The organism is Mycobacterium sp. E2733 (assembly GCF_001667585.1).
Classification (GTDB): domain Bacteria; phylum Actinomycetota; class Actinomycetes; order Mycobacteriales; family Mycobacteriaceae; genus Mycobacterium.
The window spans coordinates 12,693-33,297 of the sequence record NZ_LZJZ01000027.1 but is presented as its reverse complement, the minus strand read 5'-3'; the positions used below and the strand labels follow the sequence as shown (position 1 = coordinate 33,297).

The following is a 20,605-nucleotide window of genomic DNA, read 5'->3' as shown; positions in this document are numbered from 1 at the left end:
CATCACGGTAACACTCCGCCGGCCCTGCCGCGGTGGTCACGAAACCTGCGGGACGGGAAACTTCAGCCTGCTCGTCCGGGCACATGATACTGTCGCCCAAACGGGGCAAACATCAAGCAATCATCCGCTGAGGAACTCGATTTGGCTGACGGGGAGCTGACCGCGCGCGGCGCGGAAGGCGGCGTCTGGGACGTCATCGTCGTCGGCACGGGTATGGGCGGCGGGACTTTGGGCTACTCGCTGGCCCGGTCGGGGCGAAGGGTGTTGTTCGTCGAGAAGGGACGTTCGACCCTTCCGGGGGCACCGGGGACGATTCGCGCTTCGATGCCCGAAGTCGCCGAGCCGCTGTCGTGCCGTTCCGTAAAGACTTACTACGACGTCTTATCCCGGTCCGGCCGCTCGATCGACGAGGTCGAAGACATCAGCGGCCGCTCCCCACGGCGATTCGTGCCGTTCTTGGGCAGTGGAACGGGCGGGTCATCGTCCCTCTACGGCATGGTCTGCGAGCGGTTCTTCGCCCAGGATTTCACTCCCCGCCAGCACTTCCGCAACCCAGGCGATTCAACCGTGCCTGAGGCCTGGCCGGTCACCTATGACGAGATGCGGCCTTGGTATGCCGCGGCCGAGAAGCTGTTAGGAGTCCGGGGCCAGGCGGACCCACTGCGCCCGGAGGCCACCGAGGCGAGTCTGCCTGCGGCACCCCAATTTTCGGCAGAAAACCAGCCGTTGGTTGACTACCTGACAGGTCGCGGTCTACATCCCTACCACCTGCCGATGGCCTGTGATTACACCGAAGGTTGCTCTACGTGCCAGAGCTACCTATGCAATAAGTCGTGTAAAAACGACGCGGCCCGCAATTGCCTGCTGCCGGCCATCGCAGAGCATGGCGCCCATTTGCTTCCTGAATGTCGGGTCGTGCGTCTAGAAGCGGACCGCACCAAGGTCAATCAAGTGATTTGCGAAACTCCTTCGGGAACATTGGGCCTGAAGGCAAAGGTGGTGGTGCTGGCCGCCGGGGCACTGGTGACGCCGGTGCTGCTGCTCAACTCCCGATCGGCCGATTGGCCGCGCGGCTTGGCCAACGGATCAGATTTGGTGGGCCGCAACTTGATGCGTCATCTTGTCGACATGATCGAAATCTGGCCGAAGTCCGGCGTCAGGATGACGGGTGCCAACAAAGAGATCGGACTGAACGATTTCTATTTCTGGGAGGGCCAAAAGTACGGCACCGTACAGTCATTCGGCGCGATGGCGCCTATGGAAATCCTGACCAGCCCTCCCGGGTGGCGGGCAAGGGCATTGCGTCTGATGAGTCCGGCGGTGCGTCGGGTTTATGAGCGGTTCTTCAACGGTGGACTGGTGCTTGCGACGATCATGGAAGACCTGCCCTATCTAGACAACCGCGTCTTACAGTCCGATCAGCCGAATGGGGATGGTCGCCAGCGTTTGCGACTTCAGTATCGCCTCCACCCAAATGAGATCGAGCGCCGTGCAGTCTTTTTGAGGCAGATGAAGGAAGTTCTGGAGCCGTTCCGCAAAATCACCCTGCGGGGCGCCGAAGACAATAAGGCCGTGGCCCATGTCTGCGGCACATGCCGATTCGGTAGCGATCCCGCATCCAGCGTGCTGGACCCGCACAACAGGGCGCATGAAGTCGAGAACCTGTATGTGGTGGACAGCTCGTTCTTCCCTTCCAGCGCCGGGCTAAATCCCAGTCTGACGATCGCGGCCAACGCCTTACGGGTGGCGGCCCACGTCAACCAGGCGCACTTCGCCACCTGATCACCCCGGAACCACCGCGGGGCCTCAAGTCCTCCGGATTATTTGGTGGGTTGCCGCAGCGGAAGTCCGGCAGCGCGATAGATCGCGTCGATGACGGTCATATTCTCGACAGCGGCTTCCGGCGTCGTCTTCACCGGCTTCCCCCGTAGCACGGCAGCGGCGAAGGCATCGAGTTGATACGCGTACGACGGGCGGCGCGGAAAGCGCTCGGCCCGTTTGCCTTCGGCTGATCGGACGGAAAGCCGATGGAAAGAATGGGGCATCACCGGGTTGAGCACCCGCAACTCTCCGCGATCGCCAATCACCTTGGCGCTCAACTGCAGCAGATTGGATGACCACATCGAGCAGCGCACCCGCCCCGTATGGCCGCCTCCGAACCGCAATTCGGCCGCCATGGCCCTGTCTACCTGGGGGTCACGCAGTTTGGCTTGTGCCGAAACGACTTCCGGAGTGGAACCGCCGAAGGTTCGAACCATGTCGACGGCGTAGCATCCGGCATCCATGGTCGCTCCACCGGCAAGGGAGTAGTTGTAGCGGATGTCGGAGAACTTCGGGAGGGGAAAGCACAGGGCCGCTTCCACGTGCTGCAGCTTGCCCAACTCCCCCGAGGCGATGATCTCCTCGACGCGCAGACACAGCGGGTGGTAGCGGTAATGAAATGCCTCCATTACAACCCGATCGGACTTCGCGGCCAGGTCGGCGATCTCGCGGGCCTCGGCGGCATTGGCAGTGAACGGCTTTTCGCAAATTACGTGCTTCCCCGCGGCAAGAGCAGCTCGGGTCCACTTGCCGTGCAACCCGTTTGGCAACGGGTTGTAGATGGCGTCCACTTCTGGATCGTCGGTGAGCGCCTCGTAGCTGCTGTGCACCCGGTCGATGCCATGTTTGTCCGCAAACGCCTGGGCGCGCGACGCGTCCCGGGCCGCGACCGCGGAGACCTCTACTTCGGCGTTCTCCTGCGCCGGGTTGATGAGCGCCAACGGTGCGATACGGGCTGCTCCCAGGATGCCGATCCGCACCGCGGTCCCACGTTCAGACACGGACCGGATGCTAGCACTGGCTCAGGCCCCCCGGGGCGACGAACCCCGTCGAGGGATCACGCCATTATTCAGGAGTTGGAAGAAATCCGGCGCTCCGGAGAAAGAAATTCGTCGAGATATGCCGGTGGCTTCAGATTCAGCAACCGCTGACGGTCGGCGGCGAGATCCGCGTAATTTAATGCCTCGATCTGTTCCGGCGAATAGGACAACTTTGACTCGGGGGCTCCCTTACGCACTATCCCCACCCCCCAGTCGCAATCCAGCACGGCGATGCGTAAATCTTGCCGGGTGCTTCGCAGGTAGACGATCGCCTTCCAGACGTCGCCACTCCAGTCGATCTCCCACCAGCGGTTCTGCCTCCGGAAATCGGCGTACGAGTCCGCAGGGCAGGCGACCGACGCCCGCGTCGGGTTGCAATCGTGCAGGAAGATGACCCCATCGTCGCGCAGGTAGCGCAGAGTATTTTCGACGTCCTGGACCACCTGACCGTAGGTATGTAGGCCGTCTATCAGGGCGACGTCGATGCGACGCTGCTTGAGGAACGCTGCCTGGTTGGCGAAAAAGCCGTCGCTGGTTGTCTCGAAATAGTGGGTTGCCGTCGCCTTCGCGTCGGCGCGCCGCCGCGTACGCGGCGAGAGTCGGAACTCGGGGTCGACGGCGATCTTCTCCTGGGCGGTGATGCGGCGAAACGCCGTCCCGCGTGAGACACCGATCTCGAGGTAGACGCGGGTCGACCGCCCATCGAGCGCTCGCTGCACGGCCTTGATCCGGTCCATAACGACACCCCTCCCCTAAACGCGTGCACCCAACATAGAACACGCCTGAACGTAGAAGCACCGTGTCAGCTGCGCCTGGTCAAAAGCGTCCCGTGCCGACGTCTGAGGCCCAACCTTGACCCCGGACGTGCCACGGCGCGTAACCTTCTCCCCATCGGGCGGATTCATATCAGTAACGTATCCCAATCAGGACAGCTACAAGATCCAAACGGCTCGAGGGTTCTGAACACCGTCTCGCGACCCGCGATGCAAGACCGGCCGCTTCCGAGAACCCTCCGCCAAAAGAGCTACCCACACCGGTCAATAAGCTGCGCCCGAGAGGCTGCGGATGTCATGATGGCGCAGACTTCGAGCACACGGAAGTGAAAAGGCGGGGACCGAATGAAGTTTGCCTTGGCGAGCTTTGGAACTCGCGGCGACATCGAGCCCTCGGTCGCTGTCGGTCGCGAGCTCCTGCGCAGGGGCCACGATGTATGCATTGCCGTGCCGGCCAACCTGGTTGACTTCGTAGAATCGACTGGTCTTACGACCGTCGCGTACGGGATCGACACGGTGGACGGGCTCCAAGAGGGGCTCGACGCCAACCGCGAATTTTGGACGTTGCTATTCCATAATTTTTGGAAGGTCAACGATCTGCGCGACGCTTGGCACGGACTTTGGGATCCGGTCGCCGACATGTGGGCGCACATGAACAAGACTTTGGTGTCACTGGCAAACGGGGCTGACCTGCTGCTGACCGGCCTCAATTTCGAGCAGGCCGCCTTCAACGTCGCGGAGTATTACGACATTCCGTTCGCCACCCTGCACTTCTTCCCGATTCGGCCGAATGGGCAACTCATTGGGCCCCTGCCGGCGCCGTTGGTCAAGTTCGGCATGACGGCGATGGGCTTGTTGTCTTGGCACCTCCTGACGAAGAAGCTCGACGATCTGCAGCGCCGCGAATTGGCCCTGCCGAAGGCAAGAGGCACCTCGTGGCGACAGATTGCCAGCCGCGGCTCTCTGGAAATCCAGGCCTACGACGAGGTCTGTTTCCCGGGCCTGGCGGCCGAGTGGGCGAAATGGAATGGCCGCCGGCCGTTTGTCGGCCCGCTGACGATGGAGCTGACCACGGACGCCGATGATGAGGTCGCGTCTTGGATCGCCGCGGGAACGCCGCCGATATGCTTCGGCTTTGGCAGTTTCGCAGTCGAATCTCCCGCCGCCACCGTCGAGATGATCAGCGGCGCCTGCGCCGAACTGGGAGAACGGGCATTGATTTGCTCGGGCTGGACCGATTTCAGCGATGTCCCCCATTTCGACCACGTCAAGGTGGTCGGCGCAGTTAACTATGCGGCGACCTTTCCGGCTTGCCGCGCGGTGGTTCATCACGGAGGGGCCGGCACCACAGCCGCAAGCCTGCGAGCCGGGGTGCCCACCCTGATTCTCTGGACGATGCCCGACCAGCCGATCTGGGGAGCCCAGTTCAAACGCTTGAAAATTGGTGCCTCTCGGCGGTTTTCGACCACCACCCGTGAAACGCTGGTGAAGGACCTGCGCGAAATTCTCGCGCCCGATTACGCCGTCCGCGCACGCGAACTCGCCGCCCGGGTGACCAAACCCGCCGAAAGCGTTTCTATCACTGCCGATTTGGTCGAGAAACTCGCCCGCTCGAGGCGCGCGGACTGATGCCGCGACGGTCACGGAAGTAACAAGACCCGAGAGCTCGCCCGAGTTCGCGCATCGGAATTAACGGCCGGGATACGAACCGCCCTTCGTCCACATGGAGTGGCGCCGGCGCGAGACCGAAGTCGGCTCAGGAACGAAAGAAGTTGCAGCGCAACGTCAAAGTAATTGGCTAGGCCCAGGTGCCTTTTCGCCGGTGAGCCATCGCCACAATCTCGATCATCGGTTTCACGACGGCCGGCCCGAAGATCCGGGAACGCACACCACCGGAAAGTTTGCGATAACCCTCGAAGGCAGAGCGAAAGTCGTGCTCGCTCGACCGATAGGACTCGAAAATGCGGTCCAGCATGTCCTCGTCTGGACGCTCGTCTCGCGCGGCCATGCACTGCGCGTCATAAAGCGCAGATATCCAGTCTGTGCCGAAACGGTTTGTCACCGGCCCGCGATTCTTCTGGCGGCGAAGATCCGGTGTGAGAAACTCTTCGATCGCGTTGGCATCTTGGGTAGCGAGATCGATTGGCAGCGCCATGGAAATCCGCTTAATCTCGCGGCGCCAGTCGTCGAGGAGGTTGGGGTACTCGACGAAGACACGTGGGATGCCACGCGTGTGCCGCTCGGCCAGCAGGTTGTATTTCAGCCATAAGGCACTTGACAGCTCCGGCGCGAGGCCCCACGAAGCCGCGACCGAGGAGATCACTTCTTCCGGGTGGCGCACGGCAATTACCGCCGCTGTGTCAAAGCCCGCCAGACGCGAGGCCTCAAACCACAAGTCCGAGAGCGTTGTAATCCTGGGGTCCTTGATAACCAGGAGCGGCGCTGCCGGCAGCGTGTTGAGATAAGCCGCAATCTCGGCGACGCAGGCGGCCTTCTGTTTTGGGGTCAAGGCGCCGTCTTCAAGTAACCGCAGTGACGGGTCGAACCAGGCGCTGCCATAGCGGTGCAGGATCGCCTCGTTGATGGCGATGACTTTGCGCGGCTCCCAGTTGCCACGCGGATTGCCGGAGTCGGCGCCCAGCATTCCGGCCGGGAGCGTGCCACCGCACAGCGAGAGGACGCGCGTGATTGCCGAGGTTCCCGACCGTTGTGTGCCCAACACAAACAGAACCACCGGGCGGCCCCCAGTCCCAGGGACATCGACGTTGCTGACGCTTTCGTGGCTATCGCCAATGCTTTCGATGGGTCTGGCCCGCCCGTCGGATCTCATAACGAATCGAAACCTTCCAGTCTCCTCTGCGTAGGCCGCGATGGTATCCCAGGATCGTCATGACTTCGCGCGCTTTGCGCGGATTCCTACACAATGAGCCCTTTGGCAAACCCCACGCTGGACTGACCCCCTCCATACCGCCAAATCGCCCACGCAGCGCCGCCGGCAGCCCCACATGATCAACATGGCAATCCGCCAACTGGTGCCTCCCCGTTCAACCGCCGCCCCCGCAGGGTTGCTCGAGATGGATATGGCCGTTTGGCCAGCCGTGCCCCCTGGACCGGACTTGCGGACGATTCGTTCGACGGCCTCGCTCGAACTCGGGGTGATCAATTGGACCCCAACTAGTTCCGCTACGGAGCAAGCACAGGCAGTTTTGCACCAAACACCGCGGACTGCAAAAACGACGCTGGTTCCAACCCCGGTCGGTCGGCGCTGGCGCTTCGAGCGAGACGCTGCCAAGCAGAATAGTCTTCAGCGCATCGTTCTCAGAAACAACATTTCCAGGCAAACGGGGGACTTTAGGCGGGGTCTAGCGGGAATTGCTGGGGCCACTCCCGGTGAAGGATTATCGACATCCTGCCCAATATTCCCATCGCCGGGCCCCAGCCATGGATTCGCCGCAATCCCTGCACCATTGCCAGGCGTCCGCCCAGGTCATACCGCCAGCGGCCGAAGTGCATGTTGGCGGTCTTGCGTCCGAAGTGGTTGATGTAGGCCATCTCGGTTACGTACACGCCGTATCCACGCTTGCGCGCACGCAACGCAAGATCGAGGTCGATTCCCCACCCGTAACGCTTGAAGTATTCAAGGTTCATTCCGCCCGTGGCCTGCCAGCATTCGCGGGACAGCATGAGCGCTGTTCCCTCCACAGCGGGCACTACCCGATACCGCGGCCGGGGAATATAGTCTGCAGCGTCTGGCTGTTGATCGGCTAGTGCCCATGGCAGCCCTAGGTCGGCCATCGGCCCAACGATTCCCGCGTCCCGGGGCAAGCGCGGGTCGAGAAGGCCGGCCACGAATCCCTTCGAGATGCGGGTGTCGTTGTTGAGCGTCATTGCGTGGGAGTAGCCCTCGGAAAACGCAATTTCGAATCCAAGCTGGCTGCCGCCAGCCCATCCAAGGTTTTCGCCGGGCGTCGTGACCCGTTCGTTTCCGATTTTGGGATAGTCGCCCTTATTGTCCACAATGAGATAGTCGGCGCCCTCGCGCACCAAGTCCCCTACGAGCGCATGGGTGTACTCATGTGCTCCGAACACCGGGACTGTAATCAGCAGAGACACGAGCCAACCGTACACCGACGATAGTTTCCGTAAGCCGCGTCCGAGGCGGCACAACGCCGGTGCACATCGGCAACTCTTCTCTTCGTCTACGCATAGCCTTGTCAGCACTTGTGTTCACATCCAAGGAATCGATTTCACAACGTCTGTATGGGTGCCGAATCCGGCCCGCGGAGTGGCTGGTCGCGGTCGTCAGCTGGATGGAGCGCACCTACCACCGTCGTTAGGCTGCGCACGGGCGGTCGACGCTATTGGAGGGCGCTAGCAACCTGAGAGCAGGGCGAAGGCAGCCCGCATACCGCGAGTTGTCCCTATCCGCGTGCAGTCGGCGCGGGGCATCTTGTCAGGTGCTCTTGCTCGGGCGTCGGCACAGAACGAAGCACCCGCTGATGTTCCCGGGTTGGTTACGTATTCCCTTGTAATCTGCGCAGACCCGTTGCTACGGGCGCTATCCTAAGGCGGTTGGCTACACAGGACGGGAAACCTATGCAGAACGCGACAGACGCGACAAGCGCCGGCATGTACTACCGCTACACGCGGCAAGAGATGCTGCCTTTCGTGCCGACCAATGCACAACGAGTATTAGAACTCGGATGTGCGGAGGGAGTTTTCGCAGCTGCGGTCAAAGAGCTCACAGGCGCGGAAGTATGGGGCATCGAGTTCAGCGCTCAGGTAGCCGAACGCGCGAGGGAACGCATCGACCGCGTCCTCGTTGGAGATGCCGATGCGCAGATTGCCGAGCTGCCCGATAACTACTTCGATGCGGTCATCTGCAACGACGTCCTTGAGCATCTCGTCGATCCACTTGCGACCCTTACACAGCTTCGAACAAAACTTAGGTCCGGTGGTGCGGTCGTTGCCTCGATCCCTAACATCCGCTATGCACCCGCCCTGAGCAAGATCGTTTTCCGGAAGGACTTCCCCCAAGACGACCAAGGCATTTTCGATCGCACGCACCTGCGCTTCTTCACACGCAAAAGCATGGTGCGAATGTTCGAAACGGCGGGCTTCACCATGCGTCGCATGAAGGGTATCAACGCTTACTATGGGCCCCTCGGCCTCTTGCTGACTCTCATAAGCCTCGGGTATTTCAGCGATGGCCTGTACCTGCAGTACGCGTGCGTGGCGTCGCCGTCAGCGTAACGTCCACTTTGAAATTACGGCATTAGGCCTCAGAACAAGCGGTATCCGGCAGCGAAGCTTGGGCGAGCGCGGCTTAAATCGAGCACTAGTCCCGCGCGACCAAAGCTTTCTGCAGTCGCGCGAGCCTGCCGAAGGCGGAGGCCGCGTACCGATTCAAGGGGTAAGGTAAGACCTGGTCATGCGCAAATCGGAGCCTCGCCTCGAGCTCATCTTTGTCCGAACTCGCCAGGACCGTCGCCGGGTGTGTTAAGGGCAGGTCGATCTCTTCCGCACGTAGCGAAGAGTAGACAGCGTCTTTCACTGTGTGCGTCGCCTCCGAGTGATATCCGATGTTGCGGACCAAGTTTCGAGCGGGAGTGATGCAAAGGCCCGAATTCGCCCATATGCTATAGACCCATTGGAAGTCCCACGTATCGACGTTGCCGTCATACGCGCATTGGATGACCGATTCCCAGAAGAAGCGCTCGCTCCTTTTCCGCGAGTACTGATCGAAAAGTTTCCTCTCCTTGATCTCCGGCCAGTGCGTCATGTTGATGTCGTATTTCGCCCATGCTCGTCGCCAAGTCGCCCAACCCCACAGGTGCGGATATCTCGAGAAGTAGTAACTATCCACCGTCTCGGCACGCCCGAAGAGATGATTATCTCCGGTAATCATCATGATGCGCTCGTCGCTTTCATATCGATCGAGGAGCTCGGTGCAGTAGGGGAAGAACGAGGCGGAGGGTATGCAGTCGTCCTCGATGATTATGGCCTTCTCGACGAGACCGAAGGCCCAGGTTAGACCCGAGGAGACTCGGAGCCGACAGCCCAGATTAGTCTGGGAGTAATTCCTCTGGACTTCACATTCCCAGTCAACCTCCTCGATGATCGCGCGCGCCGCTGCGCACTTCTCGGGCTCTTCCGGCCTATTGGCGCGGGGACCGTCCGCGACTACCAGGAGCTTGCTCGGTCTAGCGGCCCTGATCGTCTCGAAGACCTGCCTGGTACAGTCCGGCCGGTTGAAGATGACGAAGATAATCGGGGGCGTCGAAGTCAACGTCCCGTCCTTGCGAGCGCGCTAAGAAGAGTCAGCGGAATGCGGTTGGCTCTCACTTATTCGTCTCCTTTGTATTCATTCTCGATAGTTCCTACCCATGCCGTAGTACTCGAAGCCCTCGGCGCGCAGCCGCTCGGGATCGTAGATGTTTCGGCCATCGAACACGACGTGCTGTCGCATGGCCGACTTGGCGCGCTTCCATGATGGCCGTTGAAATTGTTTCCACTCCGTGAGGAGTACCAGCGCATCGGCGTCCTCGATGGCGTCGTACATGTTGCCGGCGTACTCGATCGAAGTTCCGAGCACCATTTTCGCCTGCTTGGTTGCCTCCGGATCGAAAGCCCGCACGGTCGCCCCCAATTCGACAAGCCTTTGCGCGACAACGAGGGAGGGCGCGGCACGCACATCGTCCGTCTGTGGTTTGAAGCTGAGCCCCCACAGCCCGATTCGCAGGCCATTCAGATCTCTCGTAGGCGACTCGGCCGCGAAACGGGTGACGATTTTGGATACGAGGACAGACTTCTGTTCGCTGTTGACGTGCTCGACGGCGTTCAAGAGGTGCATGTCCGAGCCCAGGCGGTCGGCGGTATGTAGCAGGGCCTGAACATCTTTCGGCAAGCAGGAGCCACCGTAACCTATCCCGGGGAACAAGAATTCATAGCCGATACGGTTGTCCGCCCCGATGGCCTCCCGCACCGCCGAGATATCCGCGCCTGCCTTCTCACACAGGTTCGAGATCTCATTGATGAAAGAGATTTTGGTGGCGAGGAAGCAGTTCGCCGCGTATTTCGCCAGCTCGGCGCTTCTGATGTCGATGGCGATCAGCGGATGGAAGGTGCGCAGGAACGGCTCATAGAGCTCGCGCATGAGGTTGAGCGCGCGCTGCGAGTCGCTCCCTACCACGATGCGGTCGGGGTACGTGAAGTCGGCAATCGCCTTGCCCTGCTTCAAGAATTCCGGGTTGGAGACGACGTCGAAATCGTGCTTGGTCTTCTTACTGATGATCGCCCGAACCTCGTCGGCGGTGCCGACGGGGACCGTCGACTTGTCGACGACGACCTTGTAGCGATCCATGTGCGACCCGATGTCTTCGGCCGCGGAGTAGACATGCGTGAGGTCGGCCGCCCCGCTTTCGGACATTGGAGTGGGGACGGCGATGAAGATGACGTCTCCGTGCTCGATTCCGCGTCGCTTGTCTGTGGTGAAGTCGATGAGGCCATTCTCCCGGTTCCTGGCGATGAGCTCCTCTAAGCCAGGCTCGAAGATCGGGACTCCTCCTGCGAGAAGGAGGTCAATCTTGGCCTTGTCGATATCGACGCAGAGGACGTCGTTGCCACTGTCGGCGAGGCAGGCGCCCGTGACGAGGCCGACGTAGCCCGACCCGATTACCGAGATCTTCACGATCGCCTCCTTCAGGTGCTGAACGGTCACCCCCATATTGCCGTAAGCGCCCGCGGTCCACGTGCGATTCGCTCGAGCCTCGTAAACAATCCCAAGTGGTTTTCTCTGCGTCTGTTCTAATTCGCCCGCATCCCGGCGTCTACATCGCGGCGCCAAGGCGTCCGCATAGTACTTGACGTCAGCCCGACCGCTTTGGTAATTAACGAGCAAAGCGCCCACCGGTTGGAATGTGATCAAATTGATAACTGTTGGTGCTTTGTTGGTGTTGTCGTTTGCGATCGCCGGAGCGCTACATCTTATACCCATTGTCGCGACTTGGTCCAAACACGCCGACCTCAAGTTGCGGGATCGCGCTGGTGTCATTGTTGCCGCGCAAAGCCAGCAAGTCAATCTTGTATGGCCGACCCGAAAGGGCTACGATGCGTCAGTGCCCCTACGCCTTGGTGCTCCCGCCGAAGGAAAATAATAATGGTTATGCAGTTCCGTGAAAGACAAATAGCTTTGCCGCGCTTCACCGTTCCTCCAATTCTCTTGATCCTTTCTTTGATTAACCGATTCAGAAACAAGATCGTTTTGAAGAAGTTGCTAGCCAGTGATAAAATCTGCGTTGAATTAGGTACTGCCGGGAATAATCGGCCCGGTTGGATAGGAATCGACGCGTGGGGCGGTGACATTAATCTCGATGTAACTAGGCACCCCCTTCCCTTTCCTGACAATTCTGTAGACTGCTTCTATGCGTCACATGTGTTTGAACATTTTTCGTATCCTGAACCAATGCTCTCTATTTTGAAGGAATGCCACCGCGTCTTGAAAGACGGTGGAACTTTCTCTATATGTGTCCCGAATGGTGCATTTTGGGTGGACGCCTATTTGAACGGCAAATACCCCGACAGGCCCTCTGCTGACTTTTACCAGCCCGCACTACATAATAACAGCCGAATGGATATTCTGAACTATACCGCTTATATGAATGGGGATCACAAGCATATGTTTGATGTAGAAGGCTTATTGAATATACTTTCAAAGGCTGGATTCCAAAATGTCACGCAAAGAGAATTCGATCCTGATCTAGATTTAGAAATGCATGATTGGGAAAGTATCTATGCTGCTGGAACAAAGCAGAGTTTAGCGGCCCTTCCTTCAGAGGCGGAGGGCCGTCCTTAAAACGTGCTTCGTTCTTCCGTAATGTAGCCGTTTCATGCTCCATGTTAAAAGCTTTTCTTCGTCGACTTAGGTCAGGTTAGTGGCTCTGTGTAATCGAGAGTGCACCTGAGACCGGCGATATCGCGGGAAGCGGGTTGGTGTCGTTTCGATGAGGGTGGGGCCTCGGTGTGTGAGGATGCAAGCTCATACACCATCGAGGGTCCGAGCCCACCGCACACCATCCACGAACGCATCTCATCAGCAGTCACGGTCGACAGCTGTCGATTACCACCAACTGACCAGCATTCCGAGCGGATTCTTCAGTGGCGGCGATCGCTCGCACGATTGCAACTTCGTCCTTTAGCCGGGTCGTATCCGGTTTCCCAGCCCGCAGAACGTCGATGAACGACCGAAGTTCGCGCGTCAGCGGAGGTTCTCCGCCATATGTGGGGAACGATGTATACCCGGAGATGCTCAGCGAAAGCTTCCTCTGTGCGGTGTCGTCGAAGGTGAGCGAATTCTCTTCTCCCAGAATTGTCATGCGATGACGCTTCAGCGGCGACATCCAGCTGACGCTAGCAATCAACGGAACGCCAGCGATCACGAATCTCGCGATTGCCGCCTGGAACCCTGATATTTCGCCGACGCCGCGGGCCTGGACGGAGCACGGGTTAGCGTCGAGGAGAGCCTGCGCCATGGAGAGACCGTGCGGAAGCCAGTCCCATGACACCGACGAGTCCTTTCGTGGATACTGATTCATTCCCTCCCAGAACACCGCCTGTACGGGTTCAACTTGAGATAAAAGGTTTTTTGCAGCCTGGAACGCCGGGTTGTGTAAATGTACGTGGCCGACGACAACGGGTGCGCCAGAACTTAGCGCCGCCTCGCGAATGCGGACCGCATCGTCCACCTTTGTAGCCATTGGTTTTTCAATAAAAGTGGGAATGGCTGCATCGATAAACGGGATGGCGACTTCGGCATGCGTCGCGGAGGGCGTCGCGATCAGAACACCGTCGGGTCGTTGGCGAGCAATGACAGCGAATTTCTTCGACTCGCCAATCAGCTCTACATCATGCATCGCCGCCAGCGTGCGGACGATGTTCGCACCCCACTTTCCCCGGCCGATTACAGCGAGTCGCATACACCCTTCCGGTAAGAATCCTGGTCTTTGGCCCAGTCAATGAATCGTCCGAGTCCGTCTCGGACATCGACCCGTGGTTGATAGTTAAGCTCTTCACTGGCTTTGGATAGATCCGGACAGCGTCGCTGGGGCTCCCCCGCCGGGTAGGTGTCCGGATAATCGATTTGCTGAAATGTCGTGCCCGGAACTAGCTTTGCGTACAACTCGGCAAGATCGATCATCGAGATTTCGTTGGCGGAATTGCCGATATTGTAGGGCTCGCCGGGACGTCCCCTGAGAAGCACCTTCAAAAATCCGGTGATTGCGTCCGTCGTGTAACAGAACGTTCGGGTTTGCAATCCGTCTCCATGTACCGGAATCGGCTCGCCGGTCAGCGCTTGATAGGTGAACATCGGAATGACGCGCCGATCATTGTGCTTCATTCCAGGCCCGAACACATTGAAGGGCCTCACGATCGTGACCGGCAAGCCGTACTTCTGGTGATAGACCGTCGCGATCGTTTCCGCCAGCCGCTTCGATTCGTCATAGCAAGCCCGAGGGCCGACGCTGGAGACGTGACCATGGTAGGTCTCGGGAGTGGGTACAAAGCGCGGATCGGGGTCACCGTAGATTTCGCTCGAACTGAAGAACAAAAAACCTTCCAGCGACGGGTTCTGGCGCCCCAACTCCAGCAGATTCTTGATGCCCGATACCGCGCTTTCGATGGTTTCGAGCGGATACTTCATATAGTAGACCGGCGAAGCCAAGCCGGCCGCATGCATGATGTAGTGAATGTCTTCGCGCACGGGCAGCGGATAGGTGACGTCGGCCCACACTTCGGCAATATTCTCGTCACGCTCGGCGGTGCTTGGATCGCCGGTAATAAAGTTATCGACCGAGAGGACGCGAACAGGGCGCTCGAGGATCGTATCGTTGAGCCGTTTGAATACTCGAAGAAAGTGCTTGCCGAGGAAACCCGCGCCTCCACTCAACAGTACGGTTTTTCCTGAAAGCAAGTCCGCATCTTCCCCGAGCCCCTGGACGATTGCCTCGGTATCGCGGCGAAGAATGAAGTGTTCAGCCATGTGGAATATCCTTCTGTTACGTCAACTCGGTGGGTGGAATGGGCTTCAGATAGCGGTACGCTCCGTCGGTCTTCTTCTTGATATCGTCGAAATACTCGTACGCAAAGACGACCAGCACGTCAGACTTGTTTTCGTCCAAGTAGCTTTTGGGCACTATCGGGATGTGTGTGCCGGGGGTGAATTTGTTCTGCTTCAAGGGGCTGTCATCGACGGTGAACGAAATTTCGCTGGGTCCGATTCCACCATAATTACATATCGTTGCCACACGCGCGGGCGAACCGTATCCAGCAACCCGCAATCCGGCTTGCTGGTACTCAGCCAGCTGATCTCTAAAGGCGGACACTTGAAGATCGACGTTGCGCCGAAACTCGTGCAAGGTTTCCTCGGTCAAACTCTTTTCTTCGCGCGCGAGGAGCTGGCGCGTCGCGTCCGAGGCAGGGTGCTGCCCCGCTCGTTGCACGAATACCTGCAAGGAGCCGCCATGCGGTGTAATCTCTCGCACGTCAGCGATGGACATGCCGTGCGCGGCAAATAGTCTTGCGAGCGATGTCAGCGAATAATAGAAGATACGGTCTAAATAGAAACGCTCGAATTGCGTCGTCTCAAGTATGGCTCCAATATATTCGACCTCTACGATGAATGTGCCGTCGTCCGTCAGCAGCCGTTTCACGGCCTCGATGAAACCGCTCGGGTTCTCGAGATGGGTGAAGACACTGCTGGCAACGATCGCATCCGCTCTTCCGTAGGACTCCTCGATCCTTTCGGCGGCTGGAAGGTCGAAAAAAGTTGTCAGCGTTTCGAAGCCTTGATCGTTGGCGATCTTTGATACGTTGATTGATGGCTCGACACCGAGCGCTTTCACACCCAGCTTCTGGAGCGGCCTGAGGAGAATCCCGTCGTTGGATCCAACATCGACGACAAAATGTGCCGACGCCAGCTGCCGGGCAAGATCCTCGAAATGCTCCACTAGGCCACGATTTACGGAAGACAGATAGTAGTAATCTTCGAACATCCTCTCCCGCGATACGATAGTACCGAGCTGCACATTCTTGCACGCGGGACAGAAGAAGACCTGCAAAGGAAAAAAGTCTTCTGCGGCAAATTCAGCCTCGGTAGGGTATTTGTTCGCGAGCGGTTGCTGACCCAGATTGAGGAATTCGGTCGCGGCGGGTTCGCCGCACAATCGACATTCCATCGTCGCAGCTGGCGGTGCAGGCATAAACAGGCTCCCCTTTGCCTCGTGTGCAGATCACTACCGATTACGTGGTGTTCGTCCATGGAATCACGATCATCTCCACGACGAGTAGTAGGGCGATAGTACGTTACTTGCAGGCTTCGCAGTCACTTTCGGGATCGCATGCCGAAAATTTCACGGCGATTCGGCCCGACCCAACCTGCCAGCCGAGGCGGCCGACATCGTCGATGAATGGCGCCCTAAGCACTGGACTCGGCGGCGCTCCGGTAGCCGCGGACCGCGACCGGGATGAAAATCGCGAACAGCACGAGCGCCCAGGCAAAAGTTAGCGCGAGGGGCCACAATAGCGGACCGCCGTGGGCAAGTCCCAACATCGCCTCGATGGGTGGCGACATCGGTTGGATGCGAACGAACGGCCGGAGCCAGTCAGGGTAGAGCATGATCGGCGTGGTACCGGGATTGAGGAACGCCAGCGCAACGGTCCCGGCCGCCAACCAGGTCATGAGGGCGACACCATTGGTGCGGATGGCAAATGCCATGATCAGCGCTGCGAACCCGACCACCACGATCGGCGGGATCAAGACATACACCAGTACGGTGGCCCAGCCGTGACTGAATCGCAGTCCCATCGCGACCCCGATGCCGGTGATTAGGATCGTTCCGATGAGAGCTCGCACCGCCTCGGCGGTCAACCGTCCGGTGAGCGCGCTCGCCCGGTGCACTGGCAGTACCCACATCCGGCTCAGCAGCCCCGAATCGCGGTCCATCGCGATGCCAAGCGAAGTGCTGAGGGCCCCAAACAAGCCCGCAAGCACCGCACACACTGGAACGAGGCTGTAAACGCTCTGGACGCCGGTGATCTTGTGCACCCGCTCATCCAGCACCACGACGTACACGAGTAGAAGGCTGACAGGGATGATCAAAGATCCCACCAGCACGGCCCGCTCACGCCGCCACTCGGTGAGGAGTCGACCGGCTTGGACCCAGCTTTCGACGATCAGCGAGCCCTGTATTCGGTGCCGCGGCATCTATTAGGTCCGCCTCTGCAGCCGCAGCGTGATCGCACCGAAGACCAGCACCATCCCGACACACCAGGCCAGGGTGGCCGCCAGATCACCGAGCGCCACATGGCCGGAGCCCAAGCCCCGCAGTGTTTCAGCGACCACAGACAGCGGCTGGTTGCGTACGTACGGGCGCAACCACGCGGGGAAGGTGCTCTCGGGTGCGATCCCCGTGGACAGCATGAACAGCAGCAGCTGGGGGACAAACAGCACGTGGCTGGTGCCCTGGGGGCTGCTGGTGCTGGAGCCGAGTGCGTCGGCGGCCAGCGCGACGGCTAGGCCCAACAGCAACGCGATGGCGACAAAGCCCAGCGCGTACACCAGTCCGCCGGTGATCCGGAATCCGAAGGCGTAACCGGCGGCGATCGCCACCGCCAGGGCGAGCGCGGCACGGAGCAGGGTCGCCACTATTCGGGCGGTCACCGGCACTGCCGCGGCGATCGGTAGCGTCCGCAACCGCTCCCCCATCCCATGCAAGTGGTCGCGTGCCGCGCGATCCGCGGTGAGCATCGCCACCAGGACCACTGCCTGAATGGCGACCGCGGGGACCAGGTACTGCGGATAGCTGATATGTCCGGTGTCGACCAGGCCGTGCAGCGCCAGGGAAAACCCGACGAGGTATCCGACGGGTGAGAAGATTTCGAACATCAGCCCGCCGTCTCGCGCAGCGGCGAGCAGGGAACGTTCGGTGAGGGCAGCTAGGGCGGTCATGGTTGCGCAACAGGCTGCTCGGTGAGGTGCAGAAATGCCTCATCGAGCGACGGTTTGCGGAGTGAGATGTCGACGAGTTCGATGCCGAGCGCATCGACCCGCCGAAACACCTCACCCAGGGAGGCCACCCCGTCTGGGGCGGGCACCGACACAAAGTTCATGTCGGCGTCGATGTCGATCCCTTCGAGCCCGGCCAGCGCCGCCGCGACCTTAGGCAGGTCGGCGGGATTGGCCGGGGTCACCTGGCAGTAGCTGGCGCCCACTCGGCGCTTAAGGGATTCGGCCGTTCCGCTGGCAATCACCCGCCCGTGGTCGATGACCACAATCGAGTCGCTCAGCACATCGGCCTCCTCTAGGTACTGCGTGGTCAGCAACACGGTGACACCCTGTAGGGCCAATGAGCTCACCAACGACCACATGGCACGGCGGCTACGTGGGTCCAGCCCGGTGGTCGGCTCGTCGAGGAAAAGCACTTTGGGCAGCACCACCAAGGCGCTGGCCAGGTCAACGCGCCGCCGCATGCCGCCGGAGTAGGTGGACACCCGCCGATTGGCCGCCTCGACGAGGCTGAACTGTTCAAGTAGCTCCTCTGCGCGAGCTTTCGCCTGCTGCCGTCGCAGGCCGCGCAGCCGGCCGAACAACACCAGGTTCTCCCGCCCGGTGAGCAATGGGTCCATCCCCGTGAACTGCCCAGCAATCCCGATGCTGGCACGCACTCGGTCGGACTGGCGAACGACGTCATATCCGCTGACCAGCGCACGGCCCGAGGTCGGGCGGATCAACGTGGACAGGATATTGATAGTAGTCGTCTTCCCTGCGCCGTTGTGGCCGAGCAGCCCACACACCGTCCCGGCGGGAACTGAAAAGCTCACGCCGTTGAGCGCAGGTGTGTTTCCCCCAAATGTCTTCGTGAGGCCGACAACCTCGATCGCCAGTGAGCTCACCAGCTGAGTATTTCATGGCGTCTGTCCGGATGTTGACGTATGGCCAGTTGACGACCTGTCGCGGACGGGGACGCCTTCGTGTGTGTCGTCAACCTCGGAGCTGAGCGCCCAAAGGTGCGCTTCATTCCTTCGCTCTACAAGATTTATTGTGCCTCAGGGTATTTCGGCCAACACCGATCAGCTGACCGTCAACTACGGGCGTTGATCAATGGAAAGCTCGCGCAATGATTGCTCGCATGACTTTGTTTGCCATCGCCACGGCGCGGGAGTCTCGGCGAACCGACAACCTCGCTTCTGTCTCGGTGAATGGGTGGGTGATGAGAGCCGGCCACCTCTTCCTCCATTTCATCGATCGCTCGTCCAGCTCTATGAGGCGGTCCGTGACGGTGGCGTCTCCGCTGTCTCGCGTCAGCACAACTGTGCCCTGGCGAAACCAGGGCACAGTGGAAAGAGACCGCAGCGTCAAAGAGTCGAAAAGGCAAGGGTTCCAGCCCGCTGAGGCAAATGAATCGAGAGTGGCTGAAAACGCCCCACGGACCCCGGCAGGTGCGTTCCGCTGACCGAAGAGCACTATCCGCTCCCGAGCATGTCGCGTGATGTTTGCGACTCGCGTTTGATCTAACTTTCCGTCAACATTGGCTAGTCCTGCGCAAATCACGAGATCAAAAGTCCGGCCCAGGTTCAGTGGGTTGCCTAAATCGCCCCGTGCGAATTCGTCGGCTTCGAGGTACTTCGGCTTTCTCTCGCCGCAGTCGACTCCTTTCACCAGGCCAGCTCCATGAGAAGCGAAATACCGCAGGTAGACGCCCGATTCACAGCCGAATTCCAGTACGGAGTCGGGGCAATAACGCTCCGCGAGATAGCGAAAGGGCGGCAGATCGATACACGATTCGAAGTTACCGCTGCGATCATTCGTGGATGGGGGCCTCAAGAGTGGCCGGGACTTCTTCTTTCGATCAGAAGCAAGCAAGAATCGAATGTCCGAATCGAGACTAGAAAGATCGGCCTCGGGGTTGAAGATTCTGTCGATCGACCTGACAACTTTTTGCAGTGAGGTGGTAGTACTCGCCGGTCGCGCAGTCAACTTCGTATAACCCGGCGCAACGGGGTCGCGAACGACGTCGCGCGGCCACTCGAAGTCCGACTTCGATAGTTGTGCATACCTGAGCGCTTCCAGCGTCAAGTCTTCAGTCGTGAACGCAGGACCACGAACAATGCGGTCATAGACCACCTTCCAATGGATCCCGTGTGCCATGTCCAGCCGATACCGATTCCGCTCTAAATTGGCGATCCATCCGACCAATATCTTGCTGGTGAACTGTTCGACGCTTCGCACAGGAAAGTGAGCTATCGTCACATCGTGCAGCTTCACTTTGCGCAATGGCAAACGCGCGTAGCTGGCCCCGTGGTTTCCCTGCTTGATGCTTACCTTCGTATCGATCTTAGGGTTAGTCACTATTACCGGCTTATACCACGGCTGCTCAACGGCCCTGCGGTGAGTGATGCTCCGTAAGGGATCCGACGAATCGCCTTCCGGGCCCGTCGGCGCCGGAATGTAGGTGCGCCAAGCGTACTGCGCCTGAGTGCCGGGGCGCAGAGCCCGCAATTGGCTATATAGAGTTTCCCGCGAGGGAGTGACGATAAATTCATCGGCATCCAGTAAGAACACGAAACGCGGCTTGAACTGCGGAACCACCTTCCGGTACACCGCAGTTACTATTTCCGCTTGAAAGTGGCCCACGACGGGATCGTCGAAAATGATGATTGGTAACCCGTCACGCTGCAAGCACACCAGGATTTCACGGGTGTCGTCGACCGAATCGTTGTCGATGATGACCATAGCGTCCATGAAGTTCAGATTGTGTCGAACAAACGCTTCTATGACATCGGCCTCGTTTTTCACCATCGCTATGCCCAGGGCTTCAATCATGCCCGCAACCTGCCCACGTTCATATCTCGTCGAGACGAGCAGCGATCAGATATTTCGGTGGCCGACAGGCGGAATCGCGGCGCCCACTTTCA

General features: G+C 59.6%; 17 protein-coding genes. 4 read left to right on the top strand and 13 right to left on the bottom strand.

Annotation, left to right across the window (positions count from 1 at the left end; genetic code table 11):
• Window positions 1-141 precede the first annotated feature (141 nt).
• Window positions 142-1,782, top strand: a complete 1,641-nt coding sequence (locus A5678_RS06205) for a GMC oxidoreductase (RefSeq protein ID WP_068039949.1) — start codon at window positions 142-144, stop codon at window positions 1,780-1,782.
• A 38-nt stretch (window positions 1,783-1,820) separates the two neighbouring features.
• Here A5678_RS06205 and A5678_RS06200 read toward each other — a convergent pair whose 3' ends face one another.
• Both A5678_RS06200 and A5678_RS06195 read right to left on the bottom strand, forming a co-directional pair.
• Window positions 1,821-2,822, bottom strand: coding sequence for a Gfo/Idh/MocA family protein (locus A5678_RS06200; protein ID WP_068039947.1), 1,002 nt, complete (start codon window positions 2,820-2,822; stop codon window positions 1,821-1,823).
• A gap of 68 nt (window positions 2,823-2,890) precedes the next feature.
• On the bottom strand, window positions 2,891-3,598 hold the full coding sequence (locus tag A5678_RS06195) for a class I SAM-dependent methyltransferase (protein ID WP_068039945.1): 708 nt from the start codon (window positions 3,596-3,598) through the stop codon (window positions 2,891-2,893).
• A 381-nt stretch (window positions 3,599-3,979) separates the two neighbouring features.
• On the opposite strand from A5678_RS06195, the gene A5678_RS06190 reads away from it, so the two are divergent.
• Entirely contained in the window at window positions 3,980-5,263 is a 1,284-nt protein-coding gene (locus A5678_RS06190) for a glycosyltransferase (RefSeq protein WP_068039943.1), read from the top strand.
• Between the two features lie 169 nt (window positions 5,264-5,432).
• On the opposite strand, the gene A5678_RS06185 is transcribed toward A5678_RS06190, so the two are convergent.
• Together A5678_RS06185 and A5678_RS06180 are read right to left on the bottom strand one after the other, a co-directional pair.
• Window positions 5,433-6,464, bottom strand: a complete 1,032-nt coding sequence (locus A5678_RS06185) for a sulfotransferase family protein (RefSeq protein WP_231983586.1) — start codon at window positions 6,462-6,464, stop codon at window positions 5,433-5,435.
• Window positions 6,465-6,985: 521 nt separating this feature from the next.
• Window positions 6,986-7,762 carry a hypothetical protein gene (locus A5678_RS06180; RefSeq protein ID WP_068039940.1) on the bottom strand — a complete coding sequence of 259 codons (777 nt, stop codon included), beginning with the start codon at window positions 7,760-7,762 and terminating at the stop codon, window positions 6,986-6,988.
• Window positions 7,763-8,206: 444 nt separating this feature from the next.
• Here A5678_RS06180 and A5678_RS06175 point away from each other — a divergent pair, with 444 nt between their 5' ends.
• Window positions 8,207-8,887 carry a bifunctional 2-polyprenyl-6-hydroxyphenol methylase/3-demethylubiquinol 3-O-methyltransferase UbiG gene (locus A5678_RS06175; protein WP_231983585.1) on the top strand — a complete coding sequence of 227 codons (681 nt, stop codon included), beginning with the start codon at window positions 8,207-8,209 and terminating at the stop codon, window positions 8,885-8,887.
• Window positions 8,888-8,972: 85 nt separating this feature from the next.
• Here A5678_RS06175 and A5678_RS06170 read toward each other — a convergent pair whose 3' ends face one another.
• Both A5678_RS06170 and A5678_RS06165 read right to left on the bottom strand, forming a co-directional pair.
• A complete protein-coding gene (locus A5678_RS06170) occupies window positions 8,973-9,923 on the bottom strand; it encodes a methyltransferase type 11 (RefSeq protein WP_197502050.1) in 951 nt (316 codons plus the stop codon).
• Between the two features lie 75 nt (window positions 9,924-9,998).
• Complete coding sequence (locus tag A5678_RS06165) at window positions 9,999-11,543, bottom strand: UDP-glucose/GDP-mannose dehydrogenase family protein (protein ID WP_231983584.1); 1,545 nt, start codon at window positions 11,541-11,543, stop codon at window positions 9,999-10,001.
• A 255-nt stretch (window positions 11,544-11,798) separates the two neighbouring features.
• On the opposite strand from A5678_RS06165, the gene A5678_RS26350 reads away from it, so the two are divergent.
• Window positions 11,799-12,488, top strand: coding sequence for a methyltransferase domain-containing protein (locus A5678_RS26350; protein WP_197502049.1), 690 nt, complete (start codon window positions 11,799-11,801; stop codon window positions 12,486-12,488).
• Window positions 12,489-12,732: 244 nt separating this feature from the next.
• Here the strand turns inward: A5678_RS26350 and A5678_RS06160 are convergent, their stop codons facing one another.
• From A5678_RS06160 to A5678_RS06130, 7 genes are all read right to left on the bottom strand, one after another.
• Window positions 12,733-13,545: a Gfo/Idh/MocA family protein gene (locus tag A5678_RS06160; RefSeq protein ID WP_068039937.1), complete on the bottom strand. Its 813-nt coding sequence runs from the start codon at window positions 13,543-13,545 to the stop codon at window positions 12,733-12,735.
• A gap of 47 nt (window positions 13,546-13,592) precedes the next feature.
• Window positions 13,593-14,672, bottom strand: coding sequence for an NAD-dependent epimerase/dehydratase family protein (locus A5678_RS06155; RefSeq protein WP_068039936.1), 1,080 nt, complete (start codon window positions 14,670-14,672; stop codon window positions 13,593-13,595).
• A gap of 16 nt (window positions 14,673-14,688) precedes the next feature.
• Window positions 14,689-15,891 (bottom strand): class I SAM-dependent methyltransferase, encoded by a 1,203-nt coding sequence (locus A5678_RS06150; RefSeq protein ID WP_197502048.1) that lies wholly within the window; start codon window positions 15,889-15,891, stop codon window positions 14,689-14,691.
• A gap of 215 nt (window positions 15,892-16,106) precedes the next feature.
• Window positions 16,107-16,895, bottom strand: a complete 789-nt coding sequence (locus A5678_RS06145; RefSeq protein ID WP_082945415.1) for an ABC transporter permease — start codon at window positions 16,893-16,895, stop codon at window positions 16,107-16,109.
• A 3-nt stretch (window positions 16,896-16,898) separates the two neighbouring features.
• Window positions 16,899-17,639, bottom strand: a complete 741-nt coding sequence (locus A5678_RS06140; RefSeq protein WP_068039929.1) for an ABC transporter permease — start codon at window positions 17,637-17,639, stop codon at window positions 16,899-16,901.
• Complete coding sequence (locus tag A5678_RS06135) at window positions 17,636-18,583, bottom strand: daunorubicin/doxorubicin resistance ABC transporter ATP-binding protein DrrA (RefSeq protein ID WP_068039927.1); 948 nt, start codon at window positions 18,581-18,583, stop codon at window positions 17,636-17,638. The genes A5678_RS06140 and A5678_RS06135 overlap by 4 nt, the downstream gene beginning before the upstream one ends.
• Before the next feature lie 205 nt (window positions 18,584-18,788).
• Complete coding sequence (locus A5678_RS06130; protein ID WP_068039924.1) at window positions 18,789-20,513, bottom strand: glycosyltransferase family 2 protein; 1,725 nt, start codon at window positions 20,511-20,513, stop codon at window positions 18,789-18,791.
• Between the last annotated feature and the right edge of the window lie 92 nt (window positions 20,514-20,605).

What these genes read in the sequence shown, in the direction of transcription:
- A5678_RS06195 (WP_068039945.1), bottom strand. Translation starts at nt 3,598, where the DNA reads ATGGACCGGATCAAGGCCGTGCAGCGAGCGCTCGATGGGCGGTCGACC.
- A5678_RS06190 (WP_068039943.1), top strand. Translation starts at nt 3,980, where the DNA reads ATGAAGTTTGCCTTGGCGAGCTTTGGAACTCGCGGCGACATCGAGCCC.
- A5678_RS06185 (WP_231983586.1), bottom strand. Translation starts at nt 6,464, where the DNA reads ATGAGATCCGACGGGCGGGCCAGACCCATCGAAAGCATTGGCGATAGC.
- A5678_RS26350 (WP_197502049.1), top strand. Translation starts at nt 11,799, where the DNA reads ATGCAGTTCCGTGAAAGACAAATAGCTTTGCCGCGCTTCACCGTTCCT.
- A5678_RS06160 (WP_068039937.1), bottom strand. Translation starts at nt 13,545, where the DNA reads ATGCATGATGTAGAGCTGATTGGCGAGTCGAAGAAATTCGCTGTCATT.
- A5678_RS06155 (WP_068039936.1), bottom strand. Translation starts at nt 14,672, where the DNA reads ATGGCTGAACACTTCATTCTTCGCCGCGATACCGAGGCAATCGTCCAG.
- A5678_RS06150 (WP_197502048.1), bottom strand. Translation starts at nt 15,891, where the DNA reads ATGCCTGCACCGCCAGCTGCGACGATGGAATGTCGATTGTGCGGCGAA.
- A5678_RS06145 (WP_082945415.1), bottom strand. Translation starts at nt 16,895, where the DNA reads ATGCCGCGGCACCGAATACAGGGCTCGCTGATCGTCGAAAGCTGGGTC.
- A5678_RS06140 (WP_068039929.1), bottom strand. Translation starts at nt 17,639, where the DNA reads ATGACCGCCCTAGCTGCCCTCACCGAACGTTCCCTGCTCGCCGCTGCG.
- A5678_RS06130 (WP_068039924.1), bottom strand. Translation starts at nt 20,513, where the DNA reads ATGATTGAAGCCCTGGGCATAGCGATGGTGAAAAACGAGGCCGATGTC.